Here is a 25,756-nt window from a genome sequence, read left to right on the forward strand (position 1 = left end):
ACCGCGGCCCGGACGGGCCGTGGCGGGCCTAGCGTCGCCGGTATGCACACAACGATCGACGTGGTGCTGCCGTGTCTGGACGAGGCGGCCGCACTGCCTGTCGTACTGAGCGGGCTGCCGCCCGGCTACCGCGCCATCGTGGTCGACAACGGCTCCACTGACGGTTCACCGGACATCGCGGCCGAGTACGGGGCCCGGGTCGTCCACGAACCGCGACGGGGGTACGGCGCTGCCGTCCACGCCGGCCTGCTGGCGGCCGACGCGGACCTGGTCTGCGTGCTCGACGCGGACGGATCGTTCAATCCGGCCGAGCTGCCCAGGCTCGTCGCGGCGGTGCTCGACGGCCGGGCGGATCTCGCCGTCGGGCGGCGTCGGCCTGTCTCGGCGGATGTCTGGCCGTGGCATGCCCGCGCCGGGAACGCGCTGGTCGCCGCCCTGCTACGGCGTCGTGGTGTGCCGGTGTACGACATCAGCCCGATCCGCGTGGCTCGTCGGGCGGCTCTGCTGGGGCTCGGTGTCAACGACCGCGCGTTCGGCTACCCCCTGGAGCTGCTGCTCCGCGCGGCGAAGGCGGGTTGGCGGATTCTCGAACTGGACGTCGCGTACGCGCCCCGGGCAGCCGGCACCACCTCGAAGGTCTCCGGGTCGGTCCGGGGCACGCTGCGGGCGACCCGGGACTTCGCCGGAGTGCTGCGCGCCGACGTCGGTGGTGGCCGGTGAACGTCCTGCTCCTGGTCGCGAAGGCACCGGTGCCCGGGCTGGCCAAGACGCGCCTCTGCCCGCCCGCCGATCCCACCCAGGCGGCCCGGGTCGCGGCGGCGTCGCTGTTGGACACCCTCGCGGCGGCACGCGCCACCACGTCGACCATTCCCGTGCTGGCCCACACGGGTCGGTTCGCCGATGCCGAGTACGGCGCGGAACTGACCGCCGCGTTGGCGGGTTGGCACCTGCTTCCGCAGCGCGGCGGCACCTTCGCCGACCGCCTCGCGAACGCCCACGCCGACACCGCCGCGGCGTTTCCCGGCCGACCGGTGCTGCAGATCGGCATGGACACGCCGCAGATCCGGCCGGCCCTGCTCACCACCGCGCTGGAGTTGCTCGCCGAGCACGGGGCCGTGTTCGGACCGGCGCTCGACGGCGGCTGGTGGGCACTCGGGCTGCGCGAACCGACGTACGCGAGCGCGCTACGCGATGTGCCCATGTCGACCGACGACACCGGTCGCCGCACCCTCGCCGCTCTGCGCGGGCACGGCCTACACCCGGCCATCCTGCCCGTTCAGCGGGATGTCGACGACTGGCCGTCGGCGCTGGCCGTCGCAGCCGACCTACCCGGCACCCGGTTCGCGGATGCCGTCATGTCGGTGGGCGGCCAGCTGGTGAGCGGACGCCCCCGGTGACCTCGACGATCAGTCTCGACGGTTTCGACGTGGTGCTGGGCAGACTCGGCCGGTGGGCCGCCGATCAGGACGGGTGCGGTACGCCGGTAGCCCCCATGCCTCCGGCCCAACCCGACCACTGGCTGGTCCACACCGACGGGCGACGTGACCTGTTGCCGGTACGGCGCTGGCACGGCCCGCCCGAACCGGCGATCGAGTCGATCGCCGCTCGCTGCACCGGGCCCACGATCGATCTCGGCTGCGGCCCCGGCCGGCTGACCAGGGCACTCGCCCAGCGGGGTCTCGTCGCCCTGGGGGTGGACATCTCGGCCGAGGCGGTACGTCTGACCCAGGGCCGGGGTGTGGTGGCCCTGCGACGCGACATCTTCGAACCACTTCCCGGCGAGGGGAGATGGGCACACGCCCTCCTCATCGACGGCAACATCGGCATCGGTGGCGACCCGGTCGGACTGCTGCGCCGGTGCGGCGCCCTGATCGCGGCCGACGGAACGCTCGTGGTCGAGGTGGAACCCCCGGGGGCGGGGCTGTGGCGGGGACAGGCGTACGTCCTGTCCGGATCGTCCGGCGAACCGGAAGTGCGGGGACCGGCGTTTCGTTGGGCGCGGGTCGGGACGGACGCGGTGGCCCGTACCGCCGCCGCTGCCGGCCTGCGGGTCGCCGACCGTTTCCGGCTCGGTCCACGCTGGTTCGCCGAGTTGGCGCACCCATGATCCGCCGGCCACGCGTCCCCGCCCCCGAGGACTTCACCGCGCCGACGCACTCACCGCTGGTCGCCGCCCGGCTCGGCCTCTGGCTCGGGGTGGCGTTCGGGCTGTGTTTCGCCACCGGACTGCTCAGCCACTACATCCAGCACCCCCCGGGCTGGTTCACCTGGCCGACCCGACCGGTCAACCTCTACCGAATCACCCAGGGCATCCACGTGCTCTCCGGTGTCGCGGCGATCCCGTTGCTGCTGGCCAAGCTGTGGAGTGTCTACCCCCGACTGTTCGTCCGTCCGCCGCTGCGCCAGCCGATCCGGTTGTCCGCCCACGCCCTCGAACGGATCTCCGTCCTGGTACTGGTCTGCGCCGCGTTCTTCGAACTGGTCACGGGCCTGTTCAACGCCGCCCAGTCGTACCCGTGGGGGTTCTTCTTCCCGACGGCGCACTACGCGGTCGCCTGGATCGTGGCGGGCGCGATACTGCTGCACGTCGCGGTGAAGCTCCCGGTCGCCCGCGCGGCGCTGAGCACGCCACTGCGGCGCAGGAGAGCGGTGCGGGCCGCAGCACCGGGGCCCGACGATCGGGACTCGTCGCAACGACGCGCGTTCCTGCGGGCGTCGGCGGGCGTCGCCGGAATCGCCGTGCTGGCCACCGCCGGGGTCACCGTGCCGTGGCTACGTCGGGTGTCGCCGCTGGCATGGCGTTCCGCCGCCGGACCGCAGGGTGTACCGATCAACCGTACGGCGGCTGCCGCGCGCATCGCCGTTCCACCGGACTGGCGACTGGAGATCGTCTGGCCGGGCGGGCGGAACACAGTGTCCCTCGCCGAACTGGCGGCCCTGCCACAACGCACGGCGGAACTGCCGATCGCCTGCGTCGAGGGTTGGAGCGCGTCGGCCCACTGGACCGGCGTGCCCGTCGTCCAGCTGCTCCGATGGGCCGGCGCACCGACCGGCCGACCGGTTCGGATCACCTCATTGGAAACCGACGGCCTGTACGCGGCCAGCACACTCCCCGCGGCCCATGCCCGCGACCCACTGACCCTGCTCGCCCTGCGAATCAATGGTGAGCAACTGTCTCCCGACCACGGATACCCCTGTCGACTCATCGCTCCGAGCCGGCCGGGCGTCCTGCAGACCAAGTGGGTGGCCCGGCTGGAGGTGTTGCGGTGAGGGTCGTCCGACTGTTCCTGTTCGTGCTCGGCGCGGCGGCCACGGCGTACGGCGGTTGGCTGCTCCTTCCTCAGCTCGGCACCACACTGCCGTGGCTGATCGGCGGCCCGGTGCTGCACGACGTCCTGGTGGCGCCGCTGGTCGGACTGGTCGGGCTGGTGCTGGGCCGACTGGTGACAAACCGGTTACGTCTGGCCTGGATCACAGCGGGTCTGCTGGCCAGCGCCACGCTGCTGCTGCTCGCGGTGCCCCTGCTGTGGCGACCGCCCTCGGCGCCTCCGAACCCGGGCCTACCGGACCGCAACTACCCGCTGGGGCTCGCTGTCGGGCTGGCCGTCGTCTGGGCCGCGATCGTGATCGTCCTGGTCGTCGCCACCACCGTCGACAGGCGCGTCACGGGCCGACGTAGCGACCGTCCCTGAGTCTGCCCCGCGCGTTCTCCACTCTTCGCCCCAGGAGGGCACACATGTCAGCAGGAGAAATCAGCACGACCGAGCACGCGCCGATCGGCGTGATCGGCGGATCAGGCTTCTACGAGTTTCTCGACGACGTCGCCGAGGTCAGCGTCGACACACCGTACGGACCGCCGAGCGACTCGCTGTCCATCGGTAATCTCGCCGGGCGGCCGGTGGCGTTCCTGCCCCGCCACGGACGCCGGCACACCCTCCCCCCACACCGCATCAACTACCGGGCCAACCTGTGGGCGCTGCGAGCACTCGGCGTCCGCCAGGTGCTCGCACCGGGCGCCGTGGGCGGCCTGCAACCGGATCTGGGTCCCGGGACCCTCGTCGTACCTGACCAACTGGTCGACCGGACCAGCGGCCGCGAGCAGACCTACTACGACGGGCAGCCAGGCACGGACGGGCAACTCCCCCAGGTCGTCCATGCGCCCTTCGCCGACCCCTACTGCCCGGTCGGACGGGCCGCGGTCCTCGACGCCGCCCGCTCCGCCGGTTGGCAGCCGGTCGACGGAGGAACCATGGTCGTCATCGGAGGGCCCCGGTTCTCCACCCGCGCCGAATCACAGTGGTACGGCCGGGAGGGCTGGTCGGTCGTCGGTATGACCGGTCACCCGGAAGCGGTGCTGGCACGCGAACTGGCGCTGTGTTACACCGCGCTGTCCCTGGTGACCGACCTCGACTCGGGCGTCGAGGTCGGTCACGGGGTCACCCAGCAGGAGGTGTTCACGGTCTTCGCGCGGAACATCGATCGTCTGCGCCTCCTGCTCGGCGACGCGGTGATGACGTTGCCGGAGGACCAGGGGGCCTGCCCGTGTGGACAGGCTCTGGCAGGTACGGAGCGGCGACCGTCGTAAGAGTTCCGAAAGGGTTCGCGAACAGTTCGACGGCCGCCGCGACCGTACGCTGCGGTGATGGGAAAACGGATCTTTCGGTCGCCGGTGGCCCGAGCCGGCCTCGCCTGCGCGGTCGTCGTGGTGATGCTGGCCCTCTACTGGTTCCAGCCGTGGAAGCTGTTCACCGACACCTACGTCGACGAGGCGGTTCCCCGCGTGGCGACGACCTCGGCCGCCCCGGTCCCGGCGTCCGCGAGCCCGGCCCCCGCGGGCCCGGCGGCCACCCCCGCGGCCTCGACGCCCACGCCCGCGGCGAACGAGATCCTGACCGTCGGCGAGTTCGTCACCCATGAGCACCGGACGACCGGCAGTGCCGAGATCCACCGGCTCGCCGATGGCCGCCACCAGCTCGTCATCCGGAACCTGAACACGTCGAACGGTCCGGACCTGCGGGTGTGGCTGACCGACCAACCGGTCATCCGAGGCACGGCCGGCTGGCGTGTGTTCGACGACGGCGAATGGGTCGAGCTGGCGAAGCTCAAGGGCAACAAGGGCAACCAGGTGTACGAGCTGCCGGCGTCGGTGGACCCGGACGACTTCCGGAGCGTCTCCATCTGGTGCAAGCGATTCGCGGTCTCCTTCGGCGCGGCCGACCTCACGAGCGCCTGACCGCGCCACTCGGGGCCGCAACCTGCCGGACATGGCATTGACATCTTTCACTGCGCGATCTAGCGTCGAGGCGAATCGATTCGACGCCGAGTTGGCTGCTCCGGCACCATCCGGCGAACGGTCGCGTGGTGTTCGGGCACACGATGCGGCCACCATCGATTCGACGTTCGACTGGTCCTGCGTGGGCGGCGAGACCAGTGGCGGGAACCTGTGTCGATGAGCCGGCCGGGCGCCGTGGGCACATCGCGTCTCCTCGGGCTCGTTCGCGACGAACTGGTTCGACGGGGATGACCTGCGGTGACGCGTCGTGACGGCGTACGGATCGCCGTGGACCTTTCAATCAGTTCGTGCCGAGTGGCGGGAGCCCCTTCATGACAAGACGTAGACCCATCCTTGGATTGCTGGCGACGGCCGCGGCCGTCGTCGTGACCGTGAGCGCTGCGGCACTGGCCGGTGGCCTGAGCACCACCGCGTCGGCCGCGAACATCGGAGCGGCCGCAGCGACCGCCGGGTGCGGCAAGGCGCCCACGTTGACCAGTGGCCAACGGTCCATCCAGAGCAGCGGCCAGAACCGTAGCTTCATCCTGAGAATTCCTGACAACTACGACAGGAACCACACCTACCGGTTGATCTTCGGATTCCACTGGAACGGCGGCACCGCCAACGACGTCGACGGCGGTGGGTCCGACGGAGCCGCCTGGTCCTACTACGGGCTGCGGCAGCAGGCGAACAACAGCACCATTTTCGTCGCCCCCCAGGGCAACGGCAACGGCTGGGCCAACCCCGGCGGCCAGGACGTCACATTCGTCGACGACATGATCAGGGTGATCGAGACCGACCTCTGTGTCGACACCACGCAGCGCTTCGCGCTCGGCTTCAGCTACGGCGGCGGCATGAGCTATTCGCTGGCCTGTTCCCGGCCAACTGTCTTCCGCGCCGTCGCGGTCTACTCAGGTGGGCAGCTCAGCGGGTGCAGCGGCGGCACCGAGCCGGTCGCGTACATGGGAATCCATGGCATCGGGGACGCGGTGCTCAACGTCTCCGCCGGACGGTCCCTGCGCGACAGGTTCGTCCGGAACAACGGCTGCACCGCACAGAGCCCGCCCGAGCCGAGGGCGGGCAGCCTGACCCACATCACCACCACCTACTCCGGCTGCCGGTCCGGCTATCCGGTGGTCTGGGCCGCCTTCGACGGCGGGCACACCCCCGGCCCGGTGGACGGCGGCGGCGACAGCGGAGCCAGGACCTGGACCAAGGGCGAGGTGTGGAAGTTCTTCACCCAGTTCGGTAGCGGCACCGAGCCCACGACCCCGCCGCCGACCACCCCGCCACCGAGCGGCACGTCGGCCCTGCGCAGCACGTCCTCCGGACGGTGCCTGGACGTCAACGGCGGCTCGCAGACCAACGGCGCGGCGGCGATCATCTGGGACTGCCACGGCCAGAGCAACCAGAGCTGGACCTCGACCGCCGCCCAGGAGCTACGCGTCTTCGGCGGCAAGTGCCTCGACGTCAACGGCGCCGGCACCGCGAACGGCAGCTCGGTGATCATCTGGGACTGCAACGGCCAGTCCAACCAGAAGTGGCGGCTCAACACCGACGGCTCGATCACCGGAGTTGGTTCGGGCCGGTGCCTGGACATGGTCGGCGGCGGCACGGCCAACGGCACGCGCATCCAGATCTGGGACTGCACCGGCGCGGCCAACCAACGGTGGAGCCGGAGCTGAGCCCGGCGAGGTTCCCGGCAGAGCAACAGCCGCTCCGGCTGACCATTCACGCACAAGGAGGCTCAACTGTGCCACTTCGTAAACTCTCCGCCCCCTGGCTGGGGGCAGCCATGGCGATCATGCTTCTGTTCGCCATCGGAACGTACGTCGTCACGACCGTCGCACCGGCTGCCGCGGCCACCACTGCCGGCTGCGGCAAGGCGCCCGGACTGAACAGCGGCACCCACACCATCCAGAGCAGCGGGAAGAACCGCAGCTTCATCCTTCGGCTGCCCGACAGCTACAACAACACCTATGCCCACCGGCTGGCCTTCGGGTTCCACTGGTTGGGCGGCACCGCCAGTCAGGTCGCGGGCGGCGGCAGCGACGGAGCCCCGTGGGCCTACTACGGCATGCTCTCGCAGTCGAACAACAGCACGATCTTCGTTGCCCCGCAGGGCCTCAACAACGGCTGGGGCAACTCCAACGGTGAGGACGTGACCTTCACCGACGACATGGTCCGCGTGATCTCGAACGCCCTCTGCGTCGACACCACGCAACTCTTCTCCGTCGGGTTCAGCTACGGCGGCGCGATGAGCTACTCGTTGGCGTGTTCCCGGCCGACGGTGTTCCGTGCGGTCGCGGCAATCGCGGCTCCGGGGGCCATCAGCGGATGCAGCGGCGGAACCCAGCCGGTGGCGTACCTGGGTATTCACGGTATCAACGACAACATCGGCAGCGGACGGTCGCTGCGCGACAGGTTCGTCCGGAACAACGGATGCGCCGCGCAGAGCCCGCCTGAGCCGAGGGCCGGCAGCCTGACCCACATCACCACCGCGTACTCCTGCCAGCCCGGATACCCGGTGCTCTGGGCCGCGTTCGACGGCGGCCACCAGCAAGGTCCGGTGGACGGGTGCGCCGGCTGTGAGAGCGGCGCGCGGAGCTGGGTCAAGCAGGAGGTGTGGCGGTTCTTCACCCAGTTCGGGTCGGACGTGCCCCCCACCACTCCCCCGCCGACGACCCCGCCCCCCGGCCAGCAGAACGTGCTGATCGCGGGGAGCCAGTCCGGCCGGTGCATCGACGTTCCCAACTCCAGCACCAGCAACGGCGCCCGGCCGCAACTGTGGGACTGTCACGGTGGCACCAACCAGCGCTGGACACACACCGCCAACCGCACCCTGACCGTCTACGGCAACAAGTGCCTGGACGCCAGCGGGGCGGGCAGCAGCAACGGCACCGCGGTCCTCATCTGGGACTGCAACGGCCAAGCCAACCAACAATGGAACCTGAACTCCAACGGCACCATCACCAGCGCCCAGTCGGGGCTGTGCCTCGATGCCGTCGCCTCCGGCACGGCCAATGGGACGCAGCTTCACCTCTGGGCCTGCCACGGCGGCGCCAACCAGCAGTGGGCCAGGCGCGCCTAGTAACGCCCGCCAGGTCGGAGACGCGCCGCTCGGGTCCTGTCCCGGGCGGCGCGTCGCCGTCAGGCAGTCGGAGCGGCGGAGACCGAGACGTGCGCGGTGACGATCCGCCAGCCGACAGGCAGGCGTACCCAGGTCTGGGTCTGCCGACCGGCGGCGGCGGTGCCGTCGTACCCGAATCGGGTTGTCACGACCGCCAGGTCCGGGCCGAACGCGGTGATGATCGGGTCGACCAGCCGGCGACCGGGCGGCAGCGGTGGCTGCGCGGCACGCCACTTGCGCTGCTCGTCCAGCCCGTACTGATGGTCGGCGAGACCGAACCGCACGGTCCGCTCGGAATCCCAGAAGTGCCCGCAGATCCGGTCGGCGTCGCCGTCGGCCAGCGCCCCCTCGTAGTCGGCGAAGGCCGTCGCCACCTCGGCGACCACGTCCGTCCGGTCGATCTCCATGCGGTACGTCCCTTCGATCCGTTCGGTCAGGAACTCACCGGCGCGGCCGGGAGCCGTGACACCCCCCGGCGAGGCTCTCCACCTGGTTCGACCTCCTCCGGGTCCGGTTCGCGGGGCGTGGGGCGGCCCAGTGCGAAGACCACACAGATCACCGCGACGAAGAGGTAGCCAAGTGCCACCTGACCGTTGGCGTTCCACTCGATCCGCTCGCCATGGATCAGCCCGATGAACGACAGCAGCGCGCCGGAGCCGGCGAAGATCGCGGCCCGACCGAACCGCTTGTCGATGATGAAGACCACCACCGCGCCGAGCACCAGGCCGGCGAGGATCGCGCCCTGACCCAGCACCAGCAGCCCGTCGTAGATCACGCCGGCGCCGTTGAGCGCATCGTCGCCGACCGCCGCGGCGGTGGTGCCGGCCGCCGCCAGGGTGTTGTCGATCTGCCCGGTGGCCCAGGCCGCGATGTTCGGGATCAGCGCGGCGACCACGGCCGCGGCGTGCGCCCTGGGGGTCGCCTGGAACGCCTGCGCCCCGATCAGCAATCCGATGTAGAGCAGGATCGGCACGATCGCCGCGGTCGGGAAGATCGCGCCGAGCAGTCCGAACATGCCGAGGAAACAGAGCAACGCGATCACCACACCGGTCGCCATCGAATAGCCACTGCGTCCACCGGCGGCCTTCCAACCCGGGTGCCCGACATAGACGGCCGGTGGGAACGGCGAGCCGAGCGCGGCCCCGATCACCGCGCCCGCGCCGTCGGCCAGCAGCACGCTGCGCAGGTTGTAGTTGTCCCCCGCGGTGGCCGCGCTCTCCACGTTCGTCATGCCTTCGGTGAAGTTGTACACGCCGAGCGGGATCGCGGTCGCCAGCAGGGGCGCCATGTCGGCCAGCCCGGTGAAGAGCAGGTCCAGCTTGAACGAGGGGACGGCGATGGCGATGTCCCGGGCCGCGGCCGTGACGTCCGGTACCGACATCGCCCCACCGGCCCAGCCGATCGCGGTGCCGAGCAGCAGCGCGGCGAGCCCGATCGGGAAGTTGAACGGCAGCTTCACGTCGGTCAGTAGGCCGATCAGCAGCAACGCGAAGACCGGCAGCGCGACCCAGGCCATCCGCCACATCTGCCCGGCCGGGTTCATCGAGATGAACGTGATGGAGATTCCGGCGAGGGTGCCGAGCAGCGCGGCCCGGGGCGCGTACCGCCGGATGTAGGGCCCGACGAACGCGCCGATCAACACGATCACGCCGATGATGAAGGCCCACGCCAGCCCGGCCTCCCAGGCCCGCACGGGATCCTGGGTGCGCAGGTAGATGGGGAGCATGATGACGAAGATGACGATGAACATGTGCGGCACGCTCGGCCCGTACGGCAGGGCCGTCACGTCGGTGCGGTTCTCCCGTCGGGCCAGCCGGCGCGCCAGGTAGGTGTAGTAGATGTTCCCGGCGACCAGGGCGATGCCGAGAGCCGGCAGGATGGTGCCGAACACCTCCCCCTCGGGAAGGTTCACCACGGCGAGGCAGAGCCCGGTCAGGGTGAGCACGTTGACCAGGACGTTGACGCCGAAACCGAAGAACGCGTTGGTGTCGCCGCGGACCCAGTACGGGAGCGGGGCGACTGTGGGTTTGGTCGAGGTCATGGCTGCTCCCGGTCAGGAGGAGGGCTGCAACTCGGGGTGGTGGGCAGCGCGGCGCGTACCTGCGCCGAGTCGGCGACCCAGCCGAAGATGCCGCCCTGGGCGGCGATCATGTCGAGTCCGACCCGGTGGAACTCGGGGAAGTAGGACCCGACGCAGTCGGCGAGCACGAGGCACTCGTACCCGCGATCGTTGGCCTCGCGCAGGGTGGTGTGCACGCAGACGTCGGTGGTGATGCCGGTGACCAGGAGGCTGCGGATGCCCCGCTCGGTGAGCAGGACGTCCAGGTTGGTGGCGTGGAAGGCGCCCTTGCCGGGCTTGTCGATGACCGGCTCGTCGGGCAGCGGCGTCAGCTCGTCGATGATGTCGTGGCCGTACTCGCCACGGACCAGGATGCGCCCCTTGGGGCCGGGGTCGCCGATCCGTTTGCTCGGCTCGCCTCGGCTGAGCTTGGCCGGCGGGCAGTCCGACAGGTCGGGCCGGTGCCCCTCGCGGGTGTGCAGGATGCTCAGGCCGACGGCGCGGGCGTCGGCCAACAGTGCCGCGAGCGGCGCGATGGTGGAGCGCAGCTGGCCGACGTCGTTGCCCAGGCTCTCACCGAACCCGCCGGGTTCCAGGAAGTCGCGCTGCATGTCGATGACGAGAAGCGCGGTGGTCGAGAGGTCGAAGGAGTAGGGGCCGGGCCGCGCGGCGGCGATGGTCAACATGGGCGCACCTCACCTGGCCGTGGCGGCGATGACGTCGTCGGAGGTGGTGACGCAGCCGAAGACGCCCCCCTGCATGGTGACCATGTGCAGTGCGGCGTCGTGGTTGGCCTTGTCGGTGGCGCCGGTGCAGTCGGAGAGGATCAGGCACTCGTACCCCCGGTCGTTCGCCTCGCGCATGGTGGTGTGCACGCAGACGTCGGTGGTGATGCCGGTGAGGATCAGGTGGGTGATGCCCCGGGTGCGGAGCACCAGGTCGAGGTTGGTGGCGTAGAAGGCGCCCTTGCCGGGCTTGTCGATGATCACCTCACCGGCCACCGGGGCCACCTCGGGCACGATCTCCCAGCCCGGTTCGCCCCTGACCAGGATCCGGCCGGCCGGGCCGGCCGCGCCGATCTCGGCGCCGATGCGCGCCGAACGCCACCGCTTGTTCGCCGGCAGGTCCGACAGCTGCGGGTCGTGTCCCTCCCGGGTGTGTACGACAAGCATCCCGAGCGATCGTGCGTGCTCCAGCAGCCGGGCAGTGGCCGGCAGGCCGGCCCGGGTGAGGCCGATGTCGTAACCCATCGCGTCGACGTAGCCGCCCGGCCCGCAGAAGTCGGTCTGCCAGTCGATGCAGAGCAGTGCGGTACGCGCGGTGTCCGCCGCGCCGTCGTAGGGCCATGGGTAGGGGTTGGCCGTTACCGGCCCGATGCTGCCCATCCTCTCGCCTCCTGTCGTGATCGCTGGTGCTGCCGTGTCAGCGTCGGGCCGCTGAACGGCGGTACGCCCGCCACCCGCCGCTGGCGCTGATGTCCTCGGCCGGCGGGCCCGCCGCATACGCTTCGCAGAGGAAACCGAGCACCTCGCGCCCGTCGTGCAGCTGAACCCAGCCGAGCGAGAGCGGGGCCGGCACGCCGGCCAGCAGCCCACCGAGCGCGGCGCTGGGCAGCCGCCACAGCTCCACCTCGATCGGGTGGCCCGCCGGCCCGTCCGGGCCGGTCCGGACCAGGCCCGGCAGTCCCTCGCCATCGGGGGTGTCCATCCGGTACAGCCGGTAGAGCGGCGCGGTGCGGGCGGCGCCGGCGAGGACCGCGCCGTGCCCGAGCAACTCGGCGTTGCGGGACTCACCGGTCAGGTGCCGGCCGACCACGGCGATCAGCAGTTCCGCCGAGCGCTGGGGCGGCGGTGAGTCGGCCTCGATCGCCCCGGTCGGCGCACCGCCCTCGGTGAGGGTGGCGGCCAGCCGGCCCAGGGTGGTGTCGCTGAACGCCGGGCCGACCAGGGTCAGGCTCGCCGGACGCCCAGAGCTGGTGAACCCGTTGGGTACGGTCACCGCGGCCAGGTCGAGCAGGTTCGCGAACTGGGTGTAGCGGCCGAGCATGGCGTTCCGCCCGATCGGGTCCTCGGCGATCTCGTCGAGAGTGAAGGTGGTGCCGACGGTGGGCACTACCAGCACGTCGATGTCCTGCCAGAGCTGGTCGACCTGCGCTCGTAGCTCGCGCAGGCGGTGCTGACCCCGGAAGGCGTCGGTCGCGTCGTAGCGCCGCCCGGTCTCCAGTACGGCCCGGGTCACCGCGAGGACCGACTCGGGGTGCGAGCCCAGGAAGTCACCCAGGGCGACGAGCCGCTCGGCCACCCACGGCCCCCGGTAGAGCAGGTCGCCCGCCTCGAAGAAGGCGCCGAGCGGCACCGACCGGGGGGACCCGACGAAGGTGCGCAACCGTTCCACGCCCGCAGCGAAGCGAGCCTCCTGTCCGGTGTCGCCGAAGAACTCCAGGTCTTCGGCCCGGGGCACCCCGAGGCGGAGCGTCCCCGGCGGGCGGGGCACGACCCTTTCGGCCGGGAACGGACGTCCCCAGGGGTCGGCCGGGGTGACGGCACGGGCGGCGTGCAGCACGTCGAGGGCGCCGGCCACGTCGGGGGCGAAGACCGACACGCAGTCCAGTGAGCGGCAGGCGGGCACCACGCCGGCCGTGCTGAGAAGACCACGGGTGGGCTTGAGGCCGACAATCCCGTTGAGCGCCGCCGGCACCCGGCCGGAACCCGCGGTGTCCGTACCCAGGGCGAAGCTGACCTGGCCCGCGGCCACCGCGACCGCCGAGCCCGAGCTGGACCCCCCGGAGATGAGGCCGCCGCCGAACACGCTCTGGCAGCTGCCGTACGGCGAGCGGGCACCGGTCAGGCCGGTGGCGAACTGGTCGAGGTTGGTCTTGCCGACCAGCAGCGCGCCGGCGTCGAGAAGCCGGCGCACCACCGGGGCGTCCTCGGCGGCCTCGTACCCGAAGTCGGGGCAGCCCGCCGTGGTGACCATGCCGGCCACGTCGATGTTGTCCTTGACCGCGAACGGGATCCCGTACAGCGGCAGTGCGGGATCACCGTGGCGGGTCAGCGATTCGGCGCGCTCACGCAGACGGTCGGCGGGGACGGTGCTGATCCAGACTGCCCCGTCGTCGCGCCCGGCGAGCCCGTCCAGGATGAGTTCGGCTTGGTCCGTCGGGGTCAGGCCGCCCTCGCGGTACGCCGACCGAAGCTCCGAAATGGACCCTACTCGCTCTGGCATACAGTCGATTGTCGACTGTTCTGTTACGGGAAACCGCGCGGCACGTAACGACGACATGACGGCGCGTGGCCCCGGCCCGCTCGCCCACGGCTGACCTGCGCTAGCCGAGGTACGAGCGCGCGCCGTGCCCGGAGAGCACGGTCAGCACCTCCTCCGGGTCTCCCCCGGCGACCGCCTCGAACAACCGCTCGTGCCGGTGGACCCCGTCCAGCGGCTGCGCCAGCTCCGCCTCCCGGCGCAGGTTGATCGCCATGTAGAGCTGAAGCTTCACCAGAATCGAGCCGTACACGGCGGAGAGCTGCCGGTTACCGGCGAGCGCCACCAGCGCGACGTGGAACTCCCGGTGTGACTCGGCGACCGCCATCCGGTCACCGACCCGGGTCGCCTCCCGTAACTGGTCCAGTGTCGCTCGCAACCCGGCGAGGTCGCTCTCCCGACCGACCGGGATCCCCGCCCGCACCGAGAAGCGTTCCAACACGTCACGCAGCTCGTACAGCTCCCGCACGTCGCGGTCCGACAGGGTGGCTACCCGGACCCCACGCCGGGGCACGTGCTCGACCAGCCCCTGCTGGGCCAGCAACCGCAGCGCCTCCCGCAACGGGGCCCGGCTGATCCCCAGCCGCCGGGTCAACTGCTCCTCCACCAGGCGCTCGCCCGGGTCGCTCTTGCCGCTGAGGATCTCCCGGGTCAGCCGAGAGACGGCGAGGTCCACCAGGCTGACGCTCTCCAGCTCACCATCCACCGTCGATGCGGCCACGTCGTCCACGCCGTGAGTCTGCCATCTGCCCCCGAACCACCGGGGTGCGCGCGTGCGACACCGGCCAAACGTCTCCACGCGTGTTTCGAGCCGCCGGCGGAGGGCATCCCCCACTGGGACCTGCCTCGCACCCCTCCCCGAGGAGCAGCACGTGAGTGATGACCAGCAGTCGGAGCCGCAGCAGCGCCCACCCGGCACCTTGGGCGCCATGCGCCACAAACCGGATCACGGCGAGGAGTCGTACCGGGGCTCGGGGCGCCTGGCCGGCAAGACGGCCATCATCACCGGCGGTGACAGCGGCATCGGCCGAGCGGTGGCCATCGCGTTCGCCCGCGAGGGCGCCGATGTGCTCATCTCCTACCTGAGCGAGCACGAGGACGCCCAGCAGACCGCGAAGCTCGTCCAGGAGGCAGGTCGCCGGGCGGTCCTCGTCGGGGGCGACCTCCGCGACGTCTCGCAGTGTCAGGCCGTGGTGGATCGAGCCGTCGCGGACCTTGGCGGCATCGACATCCTCGTCAACAACGCCGCCTACCAGATGACCCACGAGACCATTGAGGAGGTCACCGACGAGGAGTGGCAGCACACCTTCGATGTCAACATCACGGCAATGTTCCGGCTCGTCCGCGCCGCCCTCCCCCACCTCGGTGAGGGGGCGTCGATCATCAACACCGCCTCCATCAACTCCGACCAGCCACGCCCGACCCTCCTGCCCTACGCGACCACCAAGGGCGCGATCGCGAACTTCACGGCAGGGCTGGCGCAGATGCTCGGCGAACGCGGGATCAGGGTCAACAGCGTCGCCCCGGGGCCGATCTGGACGCCGCTGATCCCATCCACCATGCCACCGGAGCAGGTCGAGCAGTTCGGCAAGAACACCCCGCTGGGACGCCCTGGCCAGCCGAAAGAGGTCGCCCCCGCATACGTACTCCTCGCCTCCGACGAGGCCAGCTACATCTCCGGGGCGATCATTCCGGTCACCGGAGGCAAGCCAATCCTCTGACCTCGCCCGGTTGGTGCTGTCTGTCCGGTTCGGCCCGTTTGCCTGGGGGTAGGGCCCCATGCAGGAAGGGCGGTCGAGGCGCGGAGGCGGCCGAACCGTCTACCAGTTCCACACCCGCACCAAGACCGGCCGCGCCCCGCAACTCAACCAGGCGGCACCGGACGTGTGGGTGGAGCTCAACCCCGCCGACGCGGCCCGGTTCGGCATCGTCGAGGGCGACCTGGTCGGCGTCTCCTCAGCCCGCGGCGCCATCCAGGCCCGCGCCCGGCTCTGCGGCATCCGCCCCGGCGTGGTCTTCCTGCCCTTCCACTACGGCTACTTCGACCAAGACCCGGCCGACCGCACGCCGCGGGCGGCTAACGAACTGACCATCACCGCCTGGGACCCGGTGTCCAAACAGCCCCTCTTCAAAGTCGCCGCCGTCGCCGTGACGAAACTCGCCGACGCGCGGGGCGTACCCTCGCCGGCACCGACAGTCGGCGGCAGCGCACCACCAGCGGACGCTGACGTGCCGCCCACAGTTGGTGGGCCGGCAGCCGAGGCCACCAGCGGGAAGGAGTGAGCCGTGCACCTCGCCCACCACCTCGGTCTCCTGCACCGCGGGCAGGTCAACCTGGCCGACGCGTTCCGACAGGTCTCCGACGCGCATGCCGAGGAACCCGACATCGAGCACCCCTGCCAGCAGCAGGCGAAGCGCTGCGACGCACACGCCGAACAGCTGCACCCGTTCGTGGTCCGCTACTCCGAGGACGCCCCCGCCGAACCCGACCGGTTGCACTCGGAACTGTTCACCGGCACCCGCACCGGCGGCATCGGTCTCCTGCGTGACCTCCAGGACCTGTACCTGATGGCCGCCGAGTGCGACATCACCTGGACCGTCGTCGGCCAGGCCGCCTACGGTGTCCGCGACGAGGAGCCGCTCTCGGTCGTGCGACGCTGCGAAGGCGAAACGGCGATCCAGCTCAAGTGGCTGCGTACCCGGATGAAGGCCGCTGCACCCCAGGCGCTCGTCGTCGCCGACTGACAGCCCGGGTATTCTGGCGGTCCTGTAGTCCACATCCGCGTACCGGATGTGGCGAATCGGCGTCGAGCAACCGGCGTTGGTCCCGGCTCCGCCCCGTGGGGGGTCCGTGCAGCGGTCCGCGACACGCGGGCTGCCAATCGCACGCCCGCCATCCCGATCTCTGGTTCTTCGACGGGCGCGCCGGCCGTGAGGACCCTGTGCCATGACCCACTCGCCGACGGACCCCGCCGACGCCTTCGCCGAACTCGGCCGGATCAAGCTCGGTGAGACCAGTCTCGACGACGTTCTGCAGCGCGTCGCGGAACTGGCCAAACGGGTGCTACCGGTGCCGGTCGAGGTGTCGGTCACGCTGGTTCGCGGCGGGATCGGGCACACCGCGGCGTTCACCGACGAGTTGGCCCTCGACATGGACGAGCGGCAGTACGCCCAAGGAAGCGGCCCGTGTCTGGCCGCCGCCACCGCCGGCGACATCCTTTCCGTGCCCGACCTCACCGCCGAAGATCGCTGGCCCGACTGGGCCGAACGCGGCCGCAAGTCGGGAGTTGGCAGCTCCTTGTCGGTCGGCATGCCGATCCAGGAGGCGGTCGTCGGCGCGCTCAACGTCTATGCCCGCACCCCGCACGCCTTCGACGACGACACAGTCGCCGTGCTGGAGACCTTCGCCGCGTACGCCGCCGTCGCCCTGGCCAACGCCCAGCTCTACGAGAGCACCGCGAACCTCGCCCGGCAGATGCAGGATGCCATGGCCAGCCGTGCGGTCATCGAACAGGCGAAGGGCATCATCATGGCCGAGCGCCGGTGCACCGCCACCGAAGCGTTCAACATCCTGGCGAAGGTGTCGCAGGACTCCAATCGCAAGCTCCGCGACGTGGCTCAGGCCCTGGTCGACCGGGCCGCCGGAAAAGCTCAGCGCTGACCAGGGTCGGGGGGCCGCGTCTGCCCGCTGGGCTGCGTCCGGCGTCGGCCAGTCCGATCGGTACGTACCTGGGATCGGTCATCTCGTCCTCCTTGGGGGTTCCTGCTCGCTCCCTACCGCTACCCCGAGGTGGTTTCCACACACACCCCGGGCCGCTACTCCTCTGGGACGCGCGGGCCAACCTCGCCCTGCCTCAGGTGTTCCGCGTTGCGGTCGGCCTCGCTGTCGGCGTTCGCAGCCCCGGAGCCTGGATCAGTCGTACGGCGCCCCTCGGCGTCCTGATACACCGCGCCGGTCTCGAGGGCTCTCTCCTGCTGGCTCTGCTCGGGCGTAGTCATGAATTTCACCTACCCTCCGGCTCCACCGGCAAACGGGTCCGCCGGTGCTGCTCGATCGGTACCCGCTCGACGGGGACGCCATCGGTAAACGGTGCCCACCCAGGGCCGCGACAACGTCAGCGACGCGCAGCTCCGGTCGGCTCGCCGACCGGAGCTGCCCACTGTCAGGTCAACGGATGCCTACCGTCTGGTGATCGGGTTCGATGATGGCGACGACGCGTTCGTTATCGCGCGGGTAGGTGGCGTCGGTGTACTTGGCGACGATGCGATCGATGATCGACCAGCCGGCGTCGCCGTCGATCCAGTTGGCCACGCGGCCGCGTACCGCGATGGGGGTGAACGGGTCGTCGGCCGGGGCGATGGACAGCGCCAGACGCGGGTCTCGGCGCAGGTTGCGGGCTTTACGGCTGTCGGGCCCGGTGAAGAGGACGATGTGTTCGTCACGGGTGCCGACGTAGACGGGGGTGACGTGTGGTGAGCCGTCCGGTAGGACGGTGGCGAGGTGGGCGATCGGTGCTTCGTCGAGCACGCGGCGGATGTCGGGATGCAACACTGTCGTTCTCCCGGGTGTGGTGGTCAGCGGTCGTGGTGGGTGCGCCAGGCGACGTAGTCGGTGACGGCGGCGGTGAGGTCGAAGGCCGGCGTGAAGCCGGTGGCGGTGGTGAGCCGGGAGATGTCGAGGTAGGGATCGGGCCCCGGTCCGTTTCGGCGTCCGTCGAGCAGGTCGAGCCGCGCGTGCGGAATGGCGGCGTGGACGGCGTTCACCAGTTGCCGGTTGGTGAAGGGCTGTCCGCTTGAGATGTTGTAGGCGTCGTGGCTGAGGGTCTCGGCGGTGATGAGCAGGGCGACGGCGCGTCCGGCGTCCGGGGCGTAGCAGAAGTCGCCGCCATCGTCGGCGTGCACAGGCGCGGGGTGTTCCCCGCGCAGCACCGTGCTGATGTAGGGCGGGACCGGGTTGAAGGGTGTCGCCGGGTCCATGAGCGGTCCCCAGGTGCTGCCGATGCGAAGCACGACCGCTTGGATCCCGGAGTCTTGCAGTGCGTTCGTGGTGAGTGGTTCGACCGCCTTCTTGAACGCGATGATCGGATGCGGCGCCGGCGCCGTGGGCAGCGCCAGGTCCTCCTGCCAGGGGATTTCGCTACAGCCCAGGTAGGAGCCGAGGCTGCCGGCGACGGCGAAGCGGCGCACGCGCCAGGCGCGGGCGGCGTCGAGCATGGTGAGCAGCCCGGCGGTGTCGGCCCGGAAGTACGCCACTCGGTCCTCGCCGGGAATGCTGCCGGCCAGGTGGACGATGTCGGTGATCTGGTACCGGTCGCCGAGTGCGGACACCGCGGCGGGGTCGGTGACGTCGAGTCGTTCGACGATGACGTCGTCGGGCAGGAACGCCGGGCGCACGGTTCGCCGGTGGGCGGTGGCGACGACGGCGTGGCCGAGGTCCGTCAGGGCGCGGGCGGTGTGGGCGCCGATCATGCCGAGGCCGCCGGTCACGAGGATCACCGGACCACCTCGTAGTGCAGGTGGGTCACGGCCGGTGCGACGACGGCCTCGAGCAGGCGAAGTTCGACGGGCGCGGGCAGGGTCTGGAAGTACGGCCGGCCGGCGCCCAGCAGCACCGGCCGCTGGTGCAGGATCAGTTCGTCGACCAGACCCGCAGCCAGCGCGGCGGTGGTTACCCCGCCGCCCATGAGTGCCACGTCCTTGTCGCCGGCCAGGCGGCGGGCAACGTCGACGGCCTCGTCTATGCCGCTGGTCACCAGGGTCTGGCGGGGATGCTCGGCGGGCAGCGGTCGGTGGCTGAGCACGACGAGCGGCGCGTCGGGGTGCGGGGTACCGCCGCTGCCCCAGCCGGAGTCGTCGTACGTGTTGCGCCCGGCGAGGCTGGTTCCCACCCGTGCCGCGGCCGTGTCGAAGACGCGGGCGCTGGGGGCGCTGAGCCGGAACCCGTCGAACACCGCGCTCGGGGTGTCGCCGTCGAAGTACCAGTCGAACAGCATGCCACCGTCGCCGAGGCCGCGTTGAGGGCCCGGGTCTCGGCCGGTGATGTAGCCGTCGACCGAGACCGACAGCGCTGCAAGGACTTTGCTCATGGGTTGCCTTCCGTTCGTTTGCGGGACGTGTCAGAGGGCTTGCGGGAAGTTGGGGTAGACGCGGTGCGACGAACGCGGTTTCCGTCGGAGCGACCGGTTGTACGTTCAGCAGCGCGATCAGCTCGGTGACGGCACCGGCCGGGGTTGGCCGGGCGAGGTACTCCGACCGCAGGCGGCCGTCACCGACGTCCTTGCGTGGGTCGACCAACGCCCGCTTGGCGACGGTGAAGGGCCACGGGGTCGGCCACGACCACCCGGGCGACGCGCCGTGTCGTAACCGGCGTGGTCGCGGGTGAGCACTTACCGTCGAAGTCCCTACGCAGGCGCAGCAGATACCGGTCGATCACGGGGGGACGCTACCGAGCGACGCGCTCGCCGGTCTTGAACAAATCGCGCACCGTCACAGGGATGCCGGCGAGCGACGGGCCGCGAGGAACGGCGCGTACGACGCGGTGTGGTCGTGACCGCACGAGCACCTGTCGACCTCTCCGCCGAGCAGCCCACTCGGCGTCAACCCGGTGAGACGGCGCACCTCCCGACTCAGGTGGGCCTGATCTGCGTAACCGACATCGACCGCGAGCCCCGCCATGCCGTCTGCCCCGCGCCGTCCGGTCGCGATCGCGCCCGCCTGCGCCAACGCGAGGAAACCCTGGAACCGGAGCGTCCGTTGCAACGACTTCGGCCCCGTGCCCACCGCACACAGGCATCGACGCCGGAACTGACTGACCGACAGTCCCAGATGGTCGGCGACGCTGCCGACGTCACGCGGCGCCCCCGCCCAGGGCATCAACAACCGCACCGCCTCGCGGACCAGCGGGTCCGACGCGGCTGCCCGCGCGCGGTGCAGCAGGAAGTTCTGCAGACTGAGCAGCGCCGCCTGCGGCGTCGCCGCGGCAGTGATCACCTCGCCGAGGCGGTCCACCCACCGGTGGCCGAGTTCGTCGAGCGAGACACCCCGGTCGAGCAGGTCCGCAACGCCACCGGGGATCAGAGCTGGCACCCCGGGGTGGAACCGGACACCCAGCAGGGTCGTCCCCGCGGGGATCACCTCGACCCGCGGTCTGGTCAACGGGCCGAGCAGCCGCGGCTGTCCACCGAGTGGCCAGTGCAGCTCAGCGCCACCGGCCGGTAGGTGTCGCTGCACGTAGGGCACCGCCCCTGTCGTTTGCACCCACACTGTCCGAAGGTGGTTGACCAGCCCAGGTACCGGGGGAAGCTCAACGTAGTACGGGGCCCCGATCATGGCATCAAGCGACGCAGAACTCGTTGCCCTCGGGGTCAAGCATGACGACGTGCCCGAGGACGTCCCCGTACCACTCCTCGCGGATCACCGTCGCACCGGCCGCAACCAGGTCGGGCACTTTCTGCCGGATCAGCAGGGCGCGCTCGGCCATGTCCCGAGAGCCCGGACCTGCCACTCGAATGTCGATGTGCATACGGTTCTTGGCTGACTTGCCCTCGGGGACCTTGAGGAAGGCAATGGCAGGGCCCCGGCCGTCCGGGTCGACGATGGACGCGTTGTCGGGCTCGTCAAAGCCGGCTTCCTTGACGTAGCCAAGGGCCAACGCCCAGAAAGCGGCGATCCGCTGGGGATCGGCGGCATCGCATCCCAGGGTCCAAACAGTGGCCACCGCGCCACCGTACGCGAGCTATGACGACCTGTCACCGACCTGGGCTCAGTGGCCACGGAACGCCTCCTCCAACCACCATGAGCCTCGCTCCGCGCAGACCTTGGCGTCGATCACCAGCGGCCGGGTGCGGGGGCCGGCGAGCCAGCGGCGTACCGGTCCGAGATCGTCGACGGTCCGGACGGTCAGCCCGTCGCAGCCGTAACCGCTGGCGATCGCGGCCAGGTCGGTCTCGGGAAAGGTGACAGTCTCCAACGGGTGTCCGTCCGGGCCGAAGTGGTGCACCTCGGCGCCGTACGCCGCGTCGTCGTAGATCACCACGAGCAGGGGTAGCGCCAGCCGGACGGCGGTGACCAGTTCGGTCGCGGACATGACGAAGCCACCGTCGCCGACCGCGGCGACGGTGAGCCGGTCCGGCCGGGCGACCGCCGCGCCGAGCGCACTGGCCAGACCGAGCCCGATCGACTGGAACGCCTGGGTGAAACAGAATCCGGCCACGTCCGGCACGTCGAGCCACATCGACGGGTAGCCCATGAAGTTGCCCGAGTCGACCACCATCGTCCGGTCGGGCGGCAGCAGGTCGTCCAGGGCCGCCGAGAGCGTCCTCGGGTCGATCGTCGCCAGTGCGCCGGGCCGCGCCGGGGCGCCCTCGTCCCGGTACGGGACCGTCCGCCACCGGCCGTGCTCGCGAATCCGTTGTGCCAGCTCCGGCGTACGCCAGCCGCCGGTTACGGCGCCCACGGGCCCCGGGGGGTCGACGCCCAGTCGACCGAGCACCGCCTCGGCGACGGCCGTCACCTCGCCGGCCACCGTCAGGTCAACCGGCCGGTTCACCCCGAACGCGGCCGGGTCGTGGTCCACCTGGACGACGACCGCGGAGGGTGGGATCAGTTCGCCGTGCCGGGTGGTCCACATGTTCAGCGTGCTGCCCCAGGCGACGACCAGGTCCGCCGCGCCGATCAGCTCGGCGGCGAGCGGGGTGGCGAAGCCGCCGGCCACGTCGATGTTCCACGGGTTTCCGGCGAACAGTCCCTTCGCCGCTGCCGACACCGCGAGCAGCGCGCCGCACGCGTCGGCGAGCCGGATCAGCGGTTCCCGGGCCGCGCGGGCGCCCCGACCCGCGATGAAGACCGGTCGACGTGCGGCCTGGAGCGCGGCCAGCAACGGCTCGACCGCAGGGGCGGCGCCCGGGGTCGGCGCGACCGCGGGGACCGGGCCGGACCACGGTTCGGTCACGCTGCGCTGCACCTCCAACGGGAGGCCCAGCACCACCGTCGCGCCCCGGGCGGCGGCCCGGTACGCCGCGCCCGCGTCGTCGGCCGCGTGCGTCGCGCGTACCCGATGGAAGTCGGCCCCGACCGCGGCGGCGAGGGCCGGCAGGTCGATGAAGAAGTTCGACAGCGGCGCGGTCGCCTCCGGGGCCAGGACCACCATCGGGGTACGGCTCTTCGCGGCCTCGGTGAGGCCGGTCAGCGCGTTGGTGACGCCCGGACCCTGGTGCACCGAGAGTAGGCCCACCGTTCCGGAGGTACGGGCGTACCCGTCGGCCATGCTCGCCGCGCCGCCCTCGTGGGCCGCCGCCACGAACCGGGCGCCGGCCGCCACGAGCGCGTTCGTGACATGGAAGTTGCCACTGCCGACCACCCCGAAGACGTGCCGTGCGCCGTGTCCGTACAGAACCCGCCCGACCACCTCGGCTACCCGCATCGGTGGCCCGGTCCTATCGTTCGACAAGCGCGAGGACCCGGCACGGGCTGCCGGACCCGGAGACGATCGGCAGTGGTCCGGCGATCACCACCGCGCCGGTCGCCGGCAACTGCGCCAGGTTACGGAGCTGGGTCAGCCCGTACTTGTCCTGGCCGAGCAGGAACGAGTGGCACGGGAACGGCGGGTCGAACGAATGCGCGGCGCCCGCGTCGGTCCCGACCGTCTCCACCCCGACGCCCTGGATCGGCGACTCCTCAGCCAGCCAGCGGGCGCACTCGACGGAAATGCCCGGGGTACGGCCGGCGTTGGCGTACCGCTCCGGGTCGTCGCCGTACGCGTCCCAGCCGGTGCGGTAGAGCAGCCAGCCACCGGTGGGCAGGGCTCCGTGTTCGGCCTCCCACGCCTTGACGTGCTCGACCTCGAGCAGGAAGTCCGGGTCGTCGGCCGCGTCGGCGGAGTGGTCGATCACCACCGCGGGGGCGATCAACTGGCTCACCGGGACCTGCGACACGTCGGCGCCCTGTTGTCCGGAGACCCAGTGCACCGGGGCGTCGAAGTGGGTGCCGGTGTGCTCACCGGTGGAGAAGTTGTTCCAGTACCAGGCCGGACCGCGGTCGTCGTACCGGCTGATCTCGCTGAGCCGGAACGGCCAGGTCTGGCCGAACTGCTCGGGCAGACCCAGGATCGGGGTCTGGTCCGAGAGCGGAGCGGTGAGGTCGACAACCTGGATTCGGCCGCTGGAAAGAGCGGCGACAAACTCCTGCAGCACCGTCATGCGGCGACGGTACACGCCGTCGGCGGGTCAGCCGCTCCGCCGATTACCGTACTGACGCGGGCTCTGGACCGAGCCCCGACCGCCGAGGTGCTGACCCTTTCCGTGCGGCTGGGGCGAGGCGACCTTGCCCTTCGCGCGCCGGGCAGCCCGGTTGGCGGGGACGGAAGGTTCGTCGGTCTCGGCCGTGGTCGGGGTGTCGGCATCCTCCGCGTCGGCGGCTTGGACGGGCTCAGGCTCCGGCATCGGTTTCTCCCTGGATTCGTGGGGTGCCCTATGAACCATCGGCAGCCGATGGACGGGGCCTACTCGACACCGGTGTGGGCCCTCAGACGGTATCGCAAGGCCGAGATCCGGCGACAATCCACCAGCCCCGAAACGCGAGCACGGGTCTTCGTCGACTCTCGACCCATTGTCGGACGTCCTCGGTCGCCGGCGGCGGACATGGCACGATGGCCGTGTCCTGCGCCGCCGGTGGCCGGGCACGACACTGATGGAGTCGGGATGTCAGAACTGGCCGGCACGCCGGTGCCAGGGTTGGCGAAGCTCTGGACGCACGATCCGGTCACCGCCGGCCCGTATCGGCTGGTCGGCCGGCTGGGCGCGGGTGGGCAGGGGGTCGTCTTTCTCGGTGAGGACGGCGCCGGTGACCGGGTCGCGGTCAAGATGGTCAACGTCGATCTGAGTGATCCACGGGCGCGCTCGCAGTTCGTCAAGGAGATCGCCGCCGCCCGCCGGGTGGCTCCGTTCTGCACCGCGCAGGTGCTCTTCGCCGAGGTGGACGGCGAGCGGCCCTACGTGGTCAGTGAGTTCATCGAGGGCCTGACCCTGCACCGACACGTCCGCGAGCGCGGCCCGCTGACCGGTAATGCCCTGCACCGGCTCGCGGTCGGCACCGTCACCGCGCTCGCCGCGATCCACAGCGCCGGCGTGGTGCACTGCGATCTGAAACCGGACAACGTGGTGCTGGGCGAGGACGGTCCCCGGGTGATCGACTTCGGCATCGCGCGCGCGTTGGGCGTCACCGAGACGGCGTCCAGCCGGGTCATGGGGACCACCGCGTACATGGCCCCCGAGCGGTTCCGCAACGACCCGATCGGTCCGCCCTGCGACGTGTTCGCCTGGGCGGCCACTATCGCCTTCGCCGCCGGTGGTCGGCCGCCCTTCGGCAATGATTCGCTCTTCGCCGTGATGCACCGGGTGCTGCACGACCAGCCCGACCTGCCGGCGTTGCCTCCCGTCCTCGACGAGCTGATCCGGGAGTGCCTGGCCAAGGATCCTGCGGACCGGCCGGCTGCCGAGCGCGTGCTGGTGCGGCTGCTCCGGCAGGACGGCAGGGTCACCGAGCCGCTACGTCGGGAGAACCTGCTCGAGGCCGGCAACGAGACCGCGGGAGCGCCGACGCCGAACCACCCGCTCCCCCAGGTGACGCCGACGGCACCGCAGCCGGGCCCGACGCAGTCGCGGATCCCGACCCAGCCGACGGTGCCGACCCAGTCCCGGCCAACCCCGCCAGCACACCTGCCGGTGACGACCCAGCCGGCACACCTGCCGGTGACGGAGCCCGAGGCTGGTGCTGGCGGCGACGGCGCGATGCGGCGGCTGCGTCGTGAGGCCGCAGACGCCTGGGGCATCTCGACCGCGCTCTTCCTCGGGTCGGTTGGCGCCGCCGCCGGCTACGTCGCGTCGAGCGCGGTCGGCCCGGCCGCCGCGGTCGGGGCGGTCGCCTTCGTCGTGGTCTACCTGGTACGGCTGCTGGTCGCGACGGCGATCGGGGGACGGTCCGACCGCGGGTGACAGACGCACCGGGGTCGGGGTCGCCGGCTGGCGCCGCATCGATA

The 25,756-nt window shown here is 71.0% G+C and carries 28 protein-coding genes; 14 read left to right on the forward strand and 14 right to left on the reverse strand.

From position 1 onward, the window contains the following. The first annotated feature begins 42 nt into the window (after window positions 1-42). The 9 genes from KBX71_RS04005 (at window position 43) to KBX71_RS04045 (ending at window position 8,363) form a co-directional block, all read left to right on the forward strand. Window positions 43-720, forward strand: coding sequence for a glycosyltransferase family 2 protein (locus KBX71_RS04005; protein ID WP_210816569.1), 678 nt, complete (start codon window positions 43-45; stop codon window positions 718-720). Further along, entirely contained in the window at window positions 717-1,397 is a 681-nt protein-coding gene (locus tag KBX71_RS04010; protein ID WP_210816570.1) for a DUF2064 domain-containing protein, read from the forward strand. Before KBX71_RS04005 ends, KBX71_RS04010 begins: the two co-directional genes overlap by 4 nt. Further along, window positions 1,394-2,107 carry a class I SAM-dependent methyltransferase gene (locus KBX71_RS04015; RefSeq protein WP_374102573.1) on the forward strand — a complete coding sequence of 238 codons (714 nt, stop codon included), beginning with the start codon at window positions 1,394-1,396 and terminating at the stop codon, window positions 2,105-2,107. The genes KBX71_RS04010 and KBX71_RS04015 overlap by 4 nt, the downstream gene beginning before the upstream one ends. Then, window positions 2,104-3,270: a molybdopterin-dependent oxidoreductase gene (locus KBX71_RS04020; protein WP_210816571.1), complete on the forward strand. Its 1,167-nt coding sequence runs from the start codon at window positions 2,104-2,106 to the stop codon at window positions 3,268-3,270. Before KBX71_RS04015 ends, KBX71_RS04020 begins: the two co-directional genes overlap by 4 nt. Continuing rightward, on the forward strand, window positions 3,267-3,692 hold the full coding sequence (locus tag KBX71_RS04025; protein ID WP_210816572.1) for a hypothetical protein: 426 nt from the start codon (window positions 3,267-3,269) through the stop codon (window positions 3,690-3,692). Before KBX71_RS04020 ends, KBX71_RS04025 begins: the two co-directional genes overlap by 4 nt. Before the next feature lie 44 nt (window positions 3,693-3,736). Next, the gene (locus tag KBX71_RS04030; protein WP_210816573.1) at window positions 3,737-4,585 is read left to right on the forward strand and encodes an S-methyl-5'-thioadenosine phosphorylase; all 849 of its coding nucleotides are present in this window, start codon (window positions 3,737-3,739) and stop codon (window positions 4,583-4,585) included. Window positions 4,586-4,642: 57 nt separating this feature from the next. Continuing rightward, entirely contained in the window at window positions 4,643-5,233 is a 591-nt protein-coding gene (locus KBX71_RS04035; protein ID WP_196925937.1) for a DM13 domain-containing protein, read from the forward strand. 371 nt (window positions 5,234-5,604) lie between these two features. Then, a complete protein-coding gene (locus tag KBX71_RS04040; protein ID WP_210816574.1) occupies window positions 5,605-6,957 on the forward strand; it encodes a lectin in 1,353 nt (450 codons plus the stop codon). 110 nt (window positions 6,958-7,067) lie between these two features. Further along, window positions 7,068-8,363: an RICIN domain-containing protein gene (locus tag KBX71_RS04045; RefSeq protein WP_210816665.1), complete on the forward strand. Its 1,296-nt coding sequence runs from the start codon at window positions 7,068-7,070 to the stop codon at window positions 8,361-8,363. A gap of 59 nt (window positions 8,364-8,422) precedes the next feature. On the opposite strand, the gene KBX71_RS04050 is transcribed toward KBX71_RS04045, so the two are convergent. The 6 genes from KBX71_RS04050 to KBX71_RS04075 all read right to left on the reverse strand — a co-directional run bounded on the left by KBX71_RS04050 (window position 8,423) and on the right by KBX71_RS04075 (window position 14,452). Next, the gene (locus KBX71_RS04050) at window positions 8,423-8,809 is read right to left on the reverse strand and encodes an AtzH-like domain-containing protein (RefSeq protein WP_210816575.1); all 387 of its coding nucleotides are present in this window, start codon (window positions 8,807-8,809) and stop codon (window positions 8,423-8,425) included. A 26-nt stretch (window positions 8,810-8,835) separates the two neighbouring features. Next, complete coding sequence (locus KBX71_RS04055; protein WP_210816576.1) at window positions 8,836-10,443, reverse strand: regulator; 1,608 nt, start codon at window positions 10,441-10,443, stop codon at window positions 8,836-8,838. Then, window positions 10,440-11,147: a cysteine hydrolase family protein gene (locus KBX71_RS04060; protein WP_210816577.1), complete on the reverse strand. Its 708-nt coding sequence runs from the start codon at window positions 11,145-11,147 to the stop codon at window positions 10,440-10,442. The genes KBX71_RS04055 and KBX71_RS04060 overlap by 4 nt, the downstream gene beginning before the upstream one ends. 9 nt (window positions 11,148-11,156) lie before the next feature. Continuing rightward, window positions 11,157-11,846 carry a cysteine hydrolase family protein gene (locus KBX71_RS04065; RefSeq protein ID WP_196923923.1) on the reverse strand — a complete coding sequence of 230 codons (690 nt, stop codon included), beginning with the start codon at window positions 11,844-11,846 and terminating at the stop codon, window positions 11,157-11,159. Between the two features lie 37 nt (window positions 11,847-11,883). Beyond that, window positions 11,884-13,686 (reverse strand): allophanate hydrolase, encoded by a 1,803-nt coding sequence (gene atzF / locus KBX71_RS04070; protein WP_210816578.1) that lies wholly within the window; start codon window positions 13,684-13,686, stop codon window positions 11,884-11,886. 100 nt (window positions 13,687-13,786) lie between these two features. Next, a complete protein-coding gene (locus KBX71_RS04075; RefSeq protein ID WP_196925931.1) occupies window positions 13,787-14,452 on the reverse strand; it encodes a GntR family transcriptional regulator in 666 nt (221 codons plus the stop codon). A gap of 199 nt (window positions 14,453-14,651) precedes the next feature. Here KBX71_RS04075 and KBX71_RS04080 point away from each other — a divergent pair, with 199 nt between their 5' ends. From KBX71_RS04080 to KBX71_RS04095, 4 genes are all read left to right on the forward strand, one after another. Continuing rightward, window positions 14,652-15,443: a glucose 1-dehydrogenase gene (locus KBX71_RS04080; RefSeq protein ID WP_210816666.1), complete on the forward strand. Its 792-nt coding sequence runs from the start codon at window positions 14,652-14,654 to the stop codon at window positions 15,441-15,443. A 58-nt stretch (window positions 15,444-15,501) separates the two neighbouring features. Next, complete coding sequence (locus KBX71_RS04085; protein ID WP_247682855.1) at window positions 15,502-16,005, forward strand: molybdopterin dinucleotide binding domain-containing protein; 504 nt, start codon at window positions 15,502-15,504, stop codon at window positions 16,003-16,005. Between the two features lie 3 nt (window positions 16,006-16,008). After that, the gene (locus KBX71_RS04090) at window positions 16,009-16,467 is read left to right on the forward strand and encodes a hypothetical protein (RefSeq protein ID WP_210816579.1); all 459 of its coding nucleotides are present in this window, start codon (window positions 16,009-16,011) and stop codon (window positions 16,465-16,467) included. A gap of 202 nt (window positions 16,468-16,669) precedes the next feature. After that, window positions 16,670-17,383, forward strand: coding sequence for a GAF and ANTAR domain-containing protein (locus KBX71_RS04095; RefSeq protein ID WP_210816580.1), 714 nt, complete (start codon window positions 16,670-16,672; stop codon window positions 17,381-17,383). Between the two features lie 507 nt (window positions 17,384-17,890). On the opposite strand, the gene KBX71_RS04100 is transcribed toward KBX71_RS04095, so the two are convergent. The 8 genes from KBX71_RS04100 to KBX71_RS04135 form a co-directional block, all read right to left on the reverse strand. Beyond that, a complete protein-coding gene (locus tag KBX71_RS04100; RefSeq protein ID WP_210816581.1) occupies window positions 17,891-18,274 on the reverse strand; it encodes a PPOX class F420-dependent oxidoreductase in 384 nt (127 codons plus the stop codon). Between the two features lie 23 nt (window positions 18,275-18,297). Beyond that, window positions 18,298-19,218 carry an NAD(P)-dependent oxidoreductase gene (locus tag KBX71_RS04105; RefSeq protein WP_307846952.1) on the reverse strand — a complete coding sequence of 307 codons (921 nt, stop codon included), beginning with the start codon at window positions 19,216-19,218 and terminating at the stop codon, window positions 18,298-18,300. Next, window positions 19,215-19,808, reverse strand: coding sequence for a dihydrofolate reductase family protein (locus KBX71_RS04110; RefSeq protein WP_210816582.1), 594 nt, complete (start codon window positions 19,806-19,808; stop codon window positions 19,215-19,217). The genes KBX71_RS04105 and KBX71_RS04110 overlap by 4 nt, the downstream gene beginning before the upstream one ends. 400 nt (window positions 19,809-20,208) lie before the next feature. Continuing rightward, window positions 20,209-21,051 (reverse strand): helix-turn-helix domain-containing protein, encoded by an 843-nt coding sequence (locus KBX71_RS34495; RefSeq protein ID WP_307846953.1) that lies wholly within the window; start codon window positions 21,049-21,051, stop codon window positions 20,209-20,211. Between the two features lie 4 nt (window positions 21,052-21,055). Beyond that, complete coding sequence (locus KBX71_RS04120; protein ID WP_210816584.1) at window positions 21,056-21,439, reverse strand: VOC family protein; 384 nt, start codon at window positions 21,437-21,439, stop codon at window positions 21,056-21,058. Between the two features lie 45 nt (window positions 21,440-21,484). After that, window positions 21,485-23,143, reverse strand: a complete 1,659-nt coding sequence (locus KBX71_RS04125) for a thiamine pyrophosphate-binding protein (RefSeq protein WP_210816585.1) — start codon at window positions 23,141-23,143, stop codon at window positions 21,485-21,487. A 13-nt stretch (window positions 23,144-23,156) separates the two neighbouring features. Next, the gene (locus KBX71_RS04130) at window positions 23,157-23,918 is read right to left on the reverse strand and encodes a cyclase family protein (RefSeq protein WP_210816586.1); all 762 of its coding nucleotides are present in this window, start codon (window positions 23,916-23,918) and stop codon (window positions 23,157-23,159) included. Window positions 23,919-23,945: 27 nt separating this feature from the next. Beyond that, window positions 23,946-24,161 (reverse strand): hypothetical protein, encoded by a 216-nt coding sequence (locus tag KBX71_RS04135; RefSeq protein WP_210816587.1) that lies wholly within the window; start codon window positions 24,159-24,161, stop codon window positions 23,946-23,948. Between the two features lie 258 nt (window positions 24,162-24,419). Here KBX71_RS04135 and KBX71_RS04140 point away from each other — a divergent pair, with 258 nt between their 5' ends. Continuing rightward, entirely contained in the window at window positions 24,420-25,712 is a 1,293-nt protein-coding gene (locus KBX71_RS04140) for a serine/threonine-protein kinase (protein WP_210816588.1), read from the forward strand. Window positions 25,713-25,756 lie beyond the last annotated feature (44 nt).

The organism is Micromonospora sp. D93, assembly GCF_018070365.1.
Taxonomy (GTDB): Bacteria; Actinomycetota; Actinomycetes; order Mycobacteriales; family Micromonosporaceae; genus Micromonospora; species Micromonospora ureilytica.